At 56.5% G+C, this 12,442-nt stretch carries 11 protein-coding genes; all 11 read left to right on the forward strand.

Annotation, left to right across the window (positions count from 1 at the left end):
- Positions 1-3 precede the first annotated feature (3 nt).
- The 11 genes from LAT62_RS08160 (at position 4) to LAT62_RS08210 (ending at position 11,975) form a co-directional block, all read left to right on the forward strand.
- Positions 4-936 carry a TIM barrel protein gene (locus LAT62_RS08160; RefSeq protein WP_293381762.1) on the forward strand — a complete coding sequence of 311 codons (933 nt, stop codon included), beginning with the start codon at positions 4-6 and terminating at the stop codon, positions 934-936.
- A 24-nt stretch (positions 937-960) separates the two neighbouring features.
- Complete coding sequence (gene rbsK, locus LAT62_RS08165) at positions 961-1,887, forward strand: ribokinase (protein ID WP_293381765.1); 927 nt, start codon at positions 961-963, stop codon at positions 1,885-1,887.
- A gap of 300 nt (positions 1,888-2,187) precedes the next feature.
- Positions 2,188-3,687, forward strand: a complete 1,500-nt coding sequence (locus LAT62_RS08170) for a CoA-acylating methylmalonate-semialdehyde dehydrogenase (protein ID WP_293381768.1) — start codon at positions 2,188-2,190, stop codon at positions 3,685-3,687.
- Positions 3,687-5,375 (forward strand): GMC family oxidoreductase, encoded by a 1,689-nt coding sequence (locus LAT62_RS08175; protein ID WP_293381771.1) that lies wholly within the window; start codon positions 3,687-3,689, stop codon positions 5,373-5,375. Before LAT62_RS08170 ends, LAT62_RS08175 begins: the two co-directional genes overlap by 1 nt.
- 4 nt (positions 5,376-5,379) lie before the next feature.
- Positions 5,380-6,285 (forward strand): LysR family transcriptional regulator, encoded by a 906-nt coding sequence (locus LAT62_RS08180; RefSeq protein WP_293381774.1) that lies wholly within the window; start codon positions 5,380-5,382, stop codon positions 6,283-6,285.
- Between the two features lie 180 nt (positions 6,286-6,465).
- Positions 6,466-7,188, forward strand: coding sequence for a FadR/GntR family transcriptional regulator (locus tag LAT62_RS08185; RefSeq protein WP_293381777.1), 723 nt, complete (start codon positions 6,466-6,468; stop codon positions 7,186-7,188).
- Between the two features lie 4 nt (positions 7,189-7,192).
- Complete coding sequence (locus LAT62_RS08190; RefSeq protein ID WP_293381780.1) at positions 7,193-7,948, forward strand: fumarylacetoacetate hydrolase family protein; 756 nt, start codon at positions 7,193-7,195, stop codon at positions 7,946-7,948.
- Positions 7,949-8,050: 102 nt separating this feature from the next.
- Positions 8,051-9,007, forward strand: a complete 957-nt coding sequence (locus tag LAT62_RS08195; protein WP_293381783.1) for a C-terminal binding protein — start codon at positions 8,051-8,053, stop codon at positions 9,005-9,007.
- 115 nt (positions 9,008-9,122) lie between these two features.
- The gene (locus LAT62_RS08200; RefSeq protein WP_293381786.1) at positions 9,123-10,103 is read left to right on the forward strand and encodes a DctP family TRAP transporter solute-binding subunit; all 981 of its coding nucleotides are present in this window, start codon (positions 9,123-9,125) and stop codon (positions 10,101-10,103) included.
- A gap of 93 nt (positions 10,104-10,196) precedes the next feature.
- Positions 10,197-10,685, forward strand: coding sequence for a TRAP transporter small permease (locus LAT62_RS08205; RefSeq protein WP_293381789.1), 489 nt, complete (start codon positions 10,197-10,199; stop codon positions 10,683-10,685).
- 15 nt (positions 10,686-10,700) lie between these two features.
- Positions 10,701-11,975, forward strand: a complete 1,275-nt coding sequence (locus LAT62_RS08210; protein ID WP_293381792.1) for a TRAP transporter large permease — start codon at positions 10,701-10,703, stop codon at positions 11,973-11,975.
- Positions 11,976-12,442: the final 467 nt, after the last annotated feature.

Consider the following 12,442-nt stretch of genomic DNA (forward strand, 5'->3'; position numbering starts at 1 on the left):
ATCATGGCTTTAACGCTGGGGTTGAATACCAATCCGCTGGTCAACCGATTTGCGGAGCCCGACGATCTGATAGACACAGTCGCCCGAGACCTGCGTATTCGTGACATCCAATTGACCCACGAATTCATCAATCCGTCCTGGCCGGCGGCAGTGGTTCGACGACTGACCCGACAAATGGACCGTGCACTGCAGAGAACGGGTGTCAGGGTAACTTCTGGTATGACTGGCCCTTACGGTCGGCTGAACCACTTCGGGCACCCGGACGCGGACGTACGACGGTATTATGTGGACTGGTTCAAAACCTTTGCTGATATCTCTGCCGATCTGGGCGCTGACTCCATGGGCACCCAGTTTGCCATCTTCACTTTCCGAGACTTTGACGACCCGGGCAGAAGAGAGGCCCTGATCGACGAGGCCATTCAATGCTGGGGTGAGGTTGCCGAGCACGCCAAAGTGGCCGGCTTGCAGTATCTGTTCTGGGAGCCCATGTCCGTCGGTCGGGAGTTTGGCCATACCATCGCGTCCTGCTTCGAGCTGCAACAGCGTATCGATGCTGCAGGCCTGGCCATACCGCTGTATGCCATGGCAGACATAGATCACGGGGATGTCAGTTCGAGCAACCCGGATGACACAGATCCCTATGCCTGGGCACGTGCCGTACCGCTGATTTCTCCCATCATCCACATCAAGCAGAGCTCCATGGACAAGAGTGGGCATCGCCCGTTCACTGCAGAGCACAACGAATCGGGACTGATACAGCCGGAGCCATTGCTCAAGGCACTGGCGGAAGGCGGGGCCGAGAACAACCAGGTCTGTCTGGAACTGTCGTTCAAGGAGCGTGAACCCAATGACCGGGAAGTGGTGCCAGCAATAGCAGAGAGTGTCGCCTTCTGGGCGCCGTATCTCGACACCGGGGCGAGTGATCTGAAGATCTGATCGGGCGTAAACAGGAGGTGTCCCATGGCCATGCAAGCGATTACTGTACTGGGAGCATTCCTGGCCGACCTGGTCTGTCGGGCCGACCGCATGCCGGTGTGGGGGGAAACACTGCGCGGCAACAGCTTTGCGTCAGGCCCCGGAGGGAAAGGCTCCAACCAGGCCATCGCAGCAGCCCGGCAGGGTGCCACAGTGCATCTGGTTACCCGACTGGGCAGAGACCCATTCGCAGCCATGGCGCGAGACCTCTATCAGGCTGAGGGTATCGGCACGGCGTTTGTGTCCGAGGACCCTGAGCTGGCAACCGGAACAGCCAGTATTATCGTTGACGACGCCCGAGGTGAAAATGCCATATTGATTGTGCCCGGGGCCTGCGACAATCTCACCGAGCTCGATATCGACGCTGCGCGCGGTGCAATCAGAGAATCCGCACTGTTCATTTCCCAACTGGAGTTGCCCATGGCGCTGTGTCGCCATGGTATCGAGCTGGCACGCCAGAATAACGTCCCTGTGCTGCTCAACCCGGCGCCGGCAGTGAACCTGCCTGCCGATCTGTATCAGGACATTGACTATATCACCCCTAATGAAACAGAGGCGGGCATACTGATCGGTCGCACATTGAGTACTCGAGATGATGTGGTCGATGCTGCTCGCGTGCTGCACGAACGCGGAGTCACCAATGTACTGATTACGCTGGGCGAAAAAGGCGTGTATGTCAGCGGGTCGGGTTTCGAAGGTGTAATTCCAGCGGTCAAGGCCGGGCCGGTTGTTGAAACGACTGGTGCCGGTGATGCGTTCAATGGAGGTCTGGCGGCGGCGCTCACCGAGGGCCAGTCACTCGAAGGTGCTGCTCGATATGGTAATGCTATGGCGGGGATTTCCGTGACCCGTCCCGGGGCCGCACTGTCCATGCCGGGCAGGGCTGAAGTGGATGAGCTCCTGGCGCTTTGAGCTCGTTGGGAAATATAATTTCTTCAGCATCAGCGGGCCCATCCACTGCCAATTGTCGGTACTCGCCCTGTGCCTACTGACGAGAAATCCTACCTTCGGGTCTGATTTGGTTGTCCCGACTTATCAGCCCGAGGCGATGCACCGTCCTGCCAACTGACTCTGCAGAATATAAGCAATACTTATATCTCACCCAAGAACAACTCATTGGATTTCCCGACCTGCTTTCGCAAAACTGCCCGGAACTGCTGTCATGTCTAACAGGCATTCGGCCGCACTCACTACAGACCGGAGGACAGGCAAATGACTGTCGAGTTGATCGAACACTACATTAACGGGCAACGTGCCCGAAGCACTTCCGAACGTACTCAGGATGTCTTCAATCCAGCTACTGGCGCAGCAACTGCTCGTGTAATGCTGGCCAATTCTGCAGACACAGCGGCGGCAGTCAGTGCAGCGAAGGGTGCATTTCCGGCCTGGTCTGCCATGCCGCCGATCCGCCGTGCACGTATTCTCAATGATTTCCTGCAGCGGGTCAGGGCGCACAAGGCGGCCCTGGCCGAAGCGATTACGGCGGAGCACGGCAAGGTGTTTTCCGACGCCTGCGGGGAAGTGGAGCGTGGTATCGATATTCTCGAATTTGCCTGTGGTATCCCGCAGTTGCTGAAGGGTGATTATACCGAGCAGGTGTCGACGGGTATCGACAACTGGACCCTGCGCCAGCCACTGGGTGTGGTTGCCGGCGTCACGCCATTCAATTTCCCGGTCATGGTACCCATGTGGATGTTCCCGGTCGCTATCGCGGCGGGCAATACCTTTGTGCTGAAGCCGTCGCCGACGGACCCGACACCGTCGATGATGATGGCTGAACTGCTCAAGCAGGCGGGGTTGCCTGACGGTGTGTTCAATGTGGTTCAGGGAGACAAGGAGGCAGTGGATGCGCTGGTCGAACACTCGGATGTGCAGGCCTTGTCCTTCGTCGGGTCGACACCTATTGCGCAAAGCCTTTATGGACGTGGTGCGCAGCTCGGAAAGCGCATTCAGGCGTTGGGTGGTGCCAAGAACCACATGCTGGTGATGCCGGATGCTGATCTGGACAAAGTTGTGGATGCTCTGATTGGTGCCGCCTTCGGTTCCGCGGGTGAGCGTTGTATGGCGATTTCGGTCGCTGTGCTGGTAGGCGACGTGGCCGACCAGATCATGCCGCAACTGGCCGCGCGCGCGGCCGCACTGAAAATAGGTGTTGGCACCGACACGGAAGCCGAAATGGGCCCGATAGTCACGGCCCAGGCGCTGGAAAGAATTCAGGGGTATATTGCCCAGGGCGAAACCGAAGGTGCCCAACTGCTGGTTGACGGTCGCAACCGTCAGGTTGATGCGCACCCGGGAGGATTCTGGTTGGGCGGCACACTCTTCGATCACGTGACCCCAGAGATGACAATCTACCGCGAGGAAATCTTCGGGCCGGTGCTGGCCTGTGTTCGGGTGCCGGATTTTGCGACCGGCCTGGACCTGATAAACCGCCACGAATTCGGCAACGGGGTGTCCCTGTTCACGCGCGACGGCAATACGGCAAGGGAGTTTTCTCGGCAGGTTCAGGTAGGCATGGTGGGGGTCAACGTGCCTATACCGGTGCCGATGGCCTGGCATGGTTTTGGTGGCTGGAAAAAGAGCCTGTTCGGTGACACTCATGCCTATGGAGAAGAGGGGGTGCGCTTTTACACCAAGCAGAAATCCATCATGCAGCGTTGGCCCGAGAGTATCGCCAAGGGTGCCGAGTTCGCCATGCCGGTGGCGCGCTGATGCGGGAGGGACTGGCCATGCCGCGCAATGTCTTTGACTTCATCATTGTAGGTGGCGGCTCCGCTGGCTGCCTGCTGGCCAATCGCCTCAGCAGTGATCCGGACAAGCAGGTACTGCTGCTGGAAGCCGGAGGCAGCGACCGCTACCACTGGATACACATTCCCGTCGGTTATCTTTACTGCATCGGCAACCCGCGAACAGACTGGCTGTACCAGACTGAAGCTGATGCGGGGCTGAATGGGCGCTCGCTGCGGTATCCGCGCGGCAAGACCCTTGGCGGCTGTTCGTCGATCAATGGCATGATCTACATGCGCGGCCAGGCCCGAGACTATGACGAATGGGCAAAACTCACCGGTGATGAAACCTGGTCCTGGCAGAACTGCCTGCCCGAATTCAAGGCACATGAAGATCACTACCGGCTTGAATGTGATGCCTTTGCCGATGCGCACGAGCGTGAATCGTTCGCTCGCCTGCATGGCAGTGGCGGGGAATGGCGGATTGAAAAGCAGCGCCTGAACTGGGACATTCTGGAGTGCTTTGCCAATGCCGCAGAGCAGGCCGGCTTGCCGCGCACGGCCGACTTCAACGGCGGTGATAATCATGGTGTCGGCTATTTTGAAGTCAACCAGCGCCGTGGCTGGCGCTGGAACACGGCCAAGGCATTTCTGCATCCGGTACGGCAGCGCCGGAACTTGACGGTGTGGACACAGGCCCAGGTCGAGCGGCTGACGTTCGACCGAACCGACGGCGGTCGGCCGCGCTGCTCGGGAGTTTGCGTGCGACGCTCCGGCGATAGTGTCAGCGTGCAGGCTCGGCACGAAGTCATTCTGTCCGCCGGCGCCATTGGCTCACCGCAGATCCTGCAGCTATCCGGCATCGGGCCGACCCCCTTGTTGCAACAACTGGGTATAGAGGTTGTGGCGGACGTGCCCGGGGTTGGGGCCAATCTGCAGGATCATCTACAGATACGGTCGATCTACAAGGTAAAGGGCGCCAAGACACTCAATACCATGGCCAACAGTCTGCTGGGCAAGGCGGCCATCGGCCTGGAGTATCTGCTGAAACGGTCCGGTCCGATGAGCATGGCACCCAGCCAGTTGGGCGCATTTTCTCGCTCGGCCCCAGATCAACCGCATGCCAATCTTGAATATCATGTGCAGCCGCTGAGTCTGGACGCGTTCGGAGAGGAACTGCACCCGTTTCCGGCCTTTACCGCCAGCGTATGCAACCTGAATCCGACAAGCCGCGGTGAAGTCCGCATCACCTCGCGCGATGCCAGCCAGGCGCCCTTGATCTGCCCCCACTACCTGAGTACGGAGGAAGATCGGAGCATTGCCGTGCAGAGTCTGCGGCAGGTTCGCCATATCGTGTCACAACCGGCCCTGGCGGCTTACCAGCCCGAGGAGTGGCGACCCGGTGCGCAGTATCAGAGCGATGACGATCTGGCGCGGCTGGCGGGTGACATTGCCACCACCATCTTCCATCCGGTCGGCACTGCCAAGATGAGCACCTCGGGTGACCCCATGGGTGTGGTTGACACCCGGCTGCGAGTGCGCAATGTCGAGGGCCTGAGAGTGGTTGACGCCAGCATCATGCCGTTGATTGTCAGTGGCAATACGAACTCGCCCACCCTTATGATTGCGGAAAAGGCGGCCGGCTGGATAGCCGCTGCCAGCCACGAGAGGTAGGTATATGGACTATACGGCCCTGCGCGTGATGGTAGCGGTGGCTCGGGAGGGTAACCTGACGCGTGCCGCAGAACGGCTGCATATGACGCAGCCGGCACTGAGCCTGCAATTGAAAAAATTGCAGCATGAGATCGACCTGGTGCTGTTCGAGCGCACGGCACGCGGCATGAAGATAACCGAAGCCGGGCGTCGCCTGTTGCCGGCAGCGCAGCGGGCTGTGCAGTCGGTATCGGAATTCAGGGCCGCGGCCATGGGGCTTACCGGTGTGGTGCAGGGTCAGGCCAGGATAGGGACTATCGTCGACCCGGAGTTCCTGCGTCTGGGCGGCTTCCTGCGCCACCTGGTGCATTTGCATCCTGGGTTGTCTTTTGAGCTGCAGCAAGGGATCTCGGGCTCTGTAGCGCGTCTGGTAGAGCAGGGAGACCTGGATGTTGCTTTCACCCTGGGTCTGCCCGGGTTGCCGGAGTTGCAGCAGCACTTTCATGTGCAAACGCTGGCCGACTTCAAATATCAGGTAATCGCGCCGCCCGGCTGGCGGAGTAAGGTACAGGGAAAAGGCTGGACTGAACTGGCCGGTTTGCCGTGGATCGCAACACCACCCGAGTCAGTGCACGCGCGGTTGCTGAAGCGGATTTATGATGATCTGGGCTTGTCCCGACATGTGGTTGCCCGCGTAGATGTGGAGGCTTCCATGTTGGAGCTGGTGAAATCCGGCGTTGCTCTGGCCCTGGCTCGTGACAGTCTGGCGCTGCAGCTCGCTCATGAGGCCGGCGTGGTAGTGGCCGACAGGGTCAGCATCCCGGCCACACTGGGTTTTATCTGCCGGCAGGACAGGGCGGCAGAGCCGGCGATTGAAGCGGTTTTTGAGGTCGTGCGACAGGTCTGGAGTTGCGGGAGCGTCGAGGTATAAGCAGCCGCCTGAGCGAGTAATCGGGTGGCTGAAATTTATTCTTGACGAGCTTTGATGATTGATCTACGCTGAATTTTAACTTGAGTGGTCAGACCATCATACATGCGAACCACAAGACCATCAGGCCATGGCGGCATCGTGGAGATGCCGCCTCACAAACGGAGCAATGAGCAGCCAACCATGAAAATAGAGCCCCTCGAAAAGAAAAGTTTAAGTGACTTCGTTGTTGCCAAGATCAAGGCTATGGCCGTCAGTGGAGAACTCAAGGAAGGTGACAGGGTCCCTGGAGAGCGGGATCTGTGCGATCAGTTTGAGGTCAGCCGGGCATCGGTGCGGGAGGGCCTGAAGCTGCTGGAACTTCAGGGGCTGCTCAAGAGAACCAATGCCGGTACCGTCATCACAACAAACTTTGCTTCCATACTGGAAGAAACACTGGCGCTGAAAATTCTGCTGGATGACTGCAGCTACGAGGACATTACCGAAGCCCGCCTGTTCCTTGAAAAGACCATGGTAGGCCTGGCAGCGGAACGCGTGGAGCCGCAGGAAATCGAGATTATGGAGCAGCAACTGGCGCTGATGGTGGAGGCCGAGAAGGCCGACAACAATGACGACTATATCCTTGCAGACATTGCCTTCCATCAGCAGATCGCCAACGCCTCCAGGAGCCGGGTGCTGGTGAGTCTTTACAACTCGATAATCACGTTGGTCTTCCGGGCCCAGAAAAGCGTCGGCTACGACAAGGCGGTCATGAAAGAGTCGATCAAGTTTCATGCGAAGATTCTGCAAGCACTGAAAAAGAAAGACAGGGAGCTCGCTGAAAAAGAGATGCACCACCATCTGTTCGACGTTCAGGAGCGCATAAACCACCTGATCAGTAAAGACATCATTAAATCAGGAGTATGAAGAGATGTACGTTCGCTACAATTACAATAACGAAGTCTGCGCAGGATTTCTGGAAAACGACATGATCAGAAGCTTGAATGGCTCTCTGTTCAATCATGACGGGCTGGGTGAAGAAAGCGTCAGTTTATCTTCAGTCAACCTGTTGCCGCCTTGCCAGCCCAGCAAGGTCGTCTGTGTCGGACTGAACTACCTGGACCATGCCGCAGAGATGAACGAAACACTGCCGGATGCGCCGCTGCTTTTCATGAAGCCCGCAACCAGCGTGATCGGACACGGCGACACTATTGTGGCGCCAAAAGACACCGGCCGGCTGGACTATGAGGCCGAGCTGGCCATTGTGATCGGCCGGGAAGCGAAAAACATCCCCGCTGCAGAAGCTCCGGATTATATCTTCGGCTACACCTGCGCTAATGATTTCACCGCGCGAGCCATTCAGTTGTCTGATAAACAATGGACCCGCGGCAAATCATTCGACACCTTCTGCCCGATTGGACCGGGTATTGTCAGAACGATCGATCACAACAATGCCAGAATTCATCTGACTGTAAATGGCGAGGTGCGTCAGGATTCGAATATCAAAGAATTCATATTCGGTGTGTATGACGTCGTCAGTTATATTTCCCGACATATGACTCTGTTGCCGGGAGACGTAATACTCACAGGTACTCCGCACGGCGTTGGTCCGGTTAATTCCGGTGACGTCATGTCTGTTTCCATTGACGGAATTGGAACGTTGACCAATACGCTGAAAGTACAGTAATTATATAATTCAGTAATTTAAGAAGCCTTATTTATTTGCAGGTTGTAGAAACCTGAGGGCGGCTGTACGCCTGAATAAAATTAAAACAAGAGAGAAATAACAATGAAATATAACGTACTCATGACCGATACCATATTCCCAGATACGGCTATCGAAGAAAGCAGCTTTGATCAGGGCAATATGGAATTTCAATTGAGCCCGGGCAGTGATGTCGAAACACTGGCAGAGCATGGCCAGGCGGCGGATGCGCTGCTGGTCGTCTATGCCCCTGTCTCCGCGGACCTTATTGAGCGGCTGCCCAATTGCAAGGTGATTGTGCGAGCCGGCATCGGTTACAACAACGTTGATCTGGATGCTGCCACTCGGCGGGGCATCAAGGTGGCCAATGTGCCGGACTACTGTCAGGACGAGGTCGCCGACCATACCCTTGCACTCTTGCTGGCACTGGGCCGCAAGGTTTGTTTGCTGGATGAAAGCATACGTGCTGGCAGTTGGAACGCGAACCTGGGCCGGGATGCCCCCAGATTCCGTGGCAAGACACTTGGACTGCTCGGTTGCGGGGCGATTGGTCTTGAAGTGGCGCACCGGGCGGCGGCATTCGGTATGCACGTCGTCGGCTTCGACCCCTATGCCGCCTCAGGTTTACTGGAAGAACACAACATTGAACGTGCGGTGGATTTCGACGGCTTCCTGGCAAGCATCGATTTTCTCTCGTTGCATCTGCCGCTGACGGCAGACACGCGGTACATCATTGATCACACGGCGCTCGGGAAGATGAAGTCCTCGGCCCTGATCGTCAACACCTCCCGGGGAGGTCTGATACAGGAAGATGATCTGTATGCAGCCCTTAACAGCGGCGAGATAGCCGGTGCAGCGTTGGATGTACTGGAATGTGAGCCACCGGATGGCATCCCCAAACTGGCGGATTTGGAGAACACGCTTATTACACCCCATACCGCCTTTCTCTCGGAAAACTCCGTCGACGAACTGCGAAAGAAGGCTTCCATGGAAGTCATCCGAACGCTGAAGGAGGGAAGGCCCAAGCATCAAGTAAACTGACGATAACCACGTAAAAAAACAATAGCCGTTTTACAAAGAGAACTAAAAAAGAAAGGGTACTACCATGAAACCAACAAAAACAAAGCTCATTGGAAGCCTGGTGATGGCGGGTGTAATGACCACCCTCATGTCTGTCGGAGCGATGGCCCAGTCCACTGTCAATATCAAGCTGGCGCACAATGGCAACACTAACCCCGACGACCCTCAGAACATCGGTGTGGAAGCGTTCAAACAGATGGTGGAGGAGCGATCCAACGGCTCGCTGCAAGTGCAGATCTATCCTGCAGGGCAGTTGGGTGACGCGCGTTCGATCGTTGAGAGCATGCAGCTTGGCACCATTGAGATGGCCGATGTGGAAAATGGCCCCATGGGTCGTTTCGTGCCGGAGGCCATGGTCTGGGACTTGCCGTTCATCTTCCGCGATATCGACCATGCTCATGCGGTTCTGGACGGAGAAATCGGCCAGTCCATTCAGGAGAAGTATCTGGATGCCGGCATTCGCCATCTGGCCTACAACGATGGAGGGTTCCGGTACTTCACCAATGACCAGCAGCCCATCTACAGCATGGATGACCTTGACGGCCTGCGGATTCGGGTGATGGAGAGTGCCGTCATGGTCGACACCGTGAACGCCTTCGGCGCGTCCGCAGTGCCCATGTCGTTCGGTGAGCTTTACACGGCGCTGCAGCAGGGCGTTGTAGACGGCCAGGAGAACCCGATGAACCTGATCTACAGTCAGCGGTTTTATGAAGTGCAGGACTACCTGTCGCTCAGCGGGCATTTCTACTATCCACGTCAGTACATCGCCAGCGAAGCCTGGTGGCAGGGTCTGAGCGAGGAGCATCAGGACATCATCTCCCAGGCGGCCACCGAAGCTGCTGCCATTCAGCGCGCGGCGCTGGTGGACTATGAACTCGAAATGCTCAGGGTTCTGGAAGAACGCGGCATGCAGATCAATGAAGTCAGTGATGAAAGCAAGAACGAGTTCATCGAGGTCGGGCTAAGCGAGATCTACCCCAGCTACTATGAGGTTCTGGGTGGCGGTGACGCGGCACTTGGTGAAGAGCTTGTCAGAAGCATCCTCGCTATCGAGTGAGATAGTCTGCTACTCAGAAAAACAGGGCCGGGGCTGCCAGAGTCAGTCCCGGTCAGTCACCCAGAACCGAAACAGCGATAGCAGGTGGCCAAGGTGAGAACCTCCCAGGATACCGGATTTGTTTGGCTCGTAAACACCATCATCAAGTCATGCTTGGTTTTCATGATGATGGCGATTGCGTCATTGACCATGTATCAGATTATCATGCGCTACGGACTGAGCAAGTCCAGTTCATGGAGTGAAGAAGCCATACGCTTCGCATTTATTTGGTGTAGTTTTCTCGCCGTTTCAATCGGGATCAGAGAAAAGATACACATCGGAATCAATATTGTTGTGCAGCTCTTTTCGGACCGAGTACAACGCATTATCGAAATCCTTTCCTACATGCTGATCGTTGCCTTTGCCAGTCTGCTTGTTTTTTATGGTGCCAGGGTGGTGTCATCGACCCAGTTTCAGTCATCGCCGGCGCTCGGGATACCCATGAGCTGGGTCTATCTTTCCGTTCCGACAATGGGCGCTCTGGTTATCTTTTATAGCACCCTGGAAATTGTCAGCCTGATTAAAGGCTTTAAAAAATTATAAATAGAAGGCGATGACATGCTGTTAACTCTACTCGTTGTGCTTATCTTCTGTTTCATGATCAATGTTCCTATTGGTTTTGCAATGGGCATTGCTGTGCTGGCCAGCCTGATGGTTTTCGGCGGCCTGCCCATCACCATGCTGCCGCAACGGATGATGGCCGGTATCAACTCATTTCCGCTCCTGGCGATACCGCTGTTCATGCTGGCGGGCTCCATCATGGAGCGGGGTGGGATCTCGAGGCGCATTGTCAGCCTGGCCAGCGCGTTGCTGGGCCACATACGAGGAGGCCTGGCGGCCGTTTCTGTGCTGGCCTGTACCTTTTTTGCCTCCATATCGGGTTCGGCACCGGGCACTGCAGCTGCTGTCGGTGAGCTGACCATCCCCGAAATGGTCAAACGAGGTTATTCCAAGGACTACGCGTCTTCGGTCATTGCGTCTGCTTCCTGCCTAGGGGTGGTCATACCGCCAAGCATCACTTTCATCATCTATGGCATCGTGGCTGACGTCTCCATAGGTCAGCTTTTCATCGCCGGGATCATTCCGGGCGTTCTGCTGTCATCAGTCCTCATTCTGGTCAGTGTGCTGCGTTCGAGGCGTCTGGGGTATCCGACAGAGCTCAAGCAGAGCTGGAAAGACCGCGGGCACGCCCTGATTGACTCCCTGTGGGGCCTTATGCTGCCGGTCATCATTCTCGGGGGTATAATGACCGGCATCTTTACTCCTACCGAGTCTGCCGGCATTGCCGTCTTCTACGGCCTTTTCGTGAGCATGGTGGTCTACCGTGAACTGAGCTGGAAGGACCTCGGCCCCGTGTTCTACAAGGCGTCGCTCAACTCGGCCATGATTATCCTGCTCATTGCCGTCGCCAGCCCATTCGGCTGGATCATGATGATCGAGCAAGTCCCTCAGATGGCGTCTTCAGCACTGCTGGGTATCTCTACAAACCTTTATCTGATTCTGCTGCTGATGATCCTGATGTACCTGATCCTGGGTACCTTCATGGAGACTGGAGCCATCATTCTGCTGATCGTACCGATCTTTGCCCCTGTCGCGCAGCAATTGGGCATTGATATGGTCCATTTTGGAGTGATCACGGTGGTGGCACTTGCCATCGGGATGGCGACACCACCTGTGGGAATCACGCTATTTGCCACCTGCAGCATCTCCGGCGTTTCAATCGGACAGATCTCGCGGATGGTCCTGCCGTTCCTTGCGGCTCTGGTAGCTTGCCTGCTGGTGCTGGCGTTCGTGCCGGCGTTGTCGACTTTCCTGCCCTCTTTGGTGTTCTGATCGACGGTGCTCAGACTGCTGCCATAGGGGCCTGCAAGCCCCGAGGCAGCAAACCCGCGGCCTTCCCCGTCCCCGCTGTTCCAGCGTGAACCTGATCATATTTTTGGTTGGGCAGGCGGAGCGCAGCCAATACCATGGAGGTGAGGTCGGACATCAATCAGGGGATGGTTTGGTTTCAGAGGGTTAAGCTTGCGCTTGATCTTTAACGAAATCAGAGCTTTGAAAAAATGAGGAAATGGAAGTGGCGGCAACTACCGAGGATTCCTCGGTAGTGCGTCAGAAAGGCAAGAGTCGATTCACTCGGTGGGCCAGCCACTGCAAACCCTTTGTGTCATCATCTCGTGAAGGTATTGTGCTTCTTCCAGAAACTCGGGTATTTCCCTGACCACTTCCAGAGCGATCTTTTCATCACAGGTGTGGCTGGTCTTGCCCCGCATTTCCCGAAAAAGCCGCCAGCGAGGCCAGTC

It is taken from the genome of Natronospirillum sp. (genome assembly GCF_022565775.1).
Taxonomy (GTDB): domain Bacteria; phylum Pseudomonadota; class Gammaproteobacteria; order Pseudomonadales; family Natronospirillaceae; genus Natronospirillum.

Coding starts and splice junctions, on each gene's coding strand:
- LAT62_RS08210 (WP_293381792.1), top strand. CDS start 10,701: ATGCTGTTAACTCTACTCGTTGTGCTTATCTTCTGTTTCATGATCAAT.
- LAT62_RS08195 (WP_293381783.1), top strand. CDS start 8,051: ATGAAATATAACGTACTCATGACCGATACCATATTCCCAGATACGGCT.
- LAT62_RS08175 (WP_293381771.1), top strand. CDS start 3,687: ATGCGGGAGGGACTGGCCATGCCGCGCAATGTCTTTGACTTCATCATT.
- LAT62_RS08160 (WP_293381762.1), top strand. CDS start 4: ATGGCTTTAACGCTGGGGTTGAATACCAATCCGCTGGTCAACCGATTT.
- LAT62_RS08170 (WP_293381768.1), top strand. CDS start 2,188: ATGACTGTCGAGTTGATCGAACACTACATTAACGGGCAACGTGCCCGA.
- rbsK (WP_293381765.1), top strand. CDS start 961: ATGGCCATGCAAGCGATTACTGTACTGGGAGCATTCCTGGCCGACCTG.
- LAT62_RS08185 (WP_293381777.1), top strand. CDS start 6,466: ATGAAAATAGAGCCCCTCGAAAAGAAAAGTTTAAGTGACTTCGTTGTT.
- LAT62_RS08190 (WP_293381780.1), top strand. CDS start 7,193: ATGTACGTTCGCTACAATTACAATAACGAAGTCTGCGCAGGATTTCTG.
- LAT62_RS08180 (WP_293381774.1), top strand. CDS start 5,380: ATGGACTATACGGCCCTGCGCGTGATGGTAGCGGTGGCTCGGGAGGGT.
- LAT62_RS08200 (WP_293381786.1), top strand. CDS start 9,123: ATGACCACCCTCATGTCTGTCGGAGCGATGGCCCAGTCCACTGTCAAT.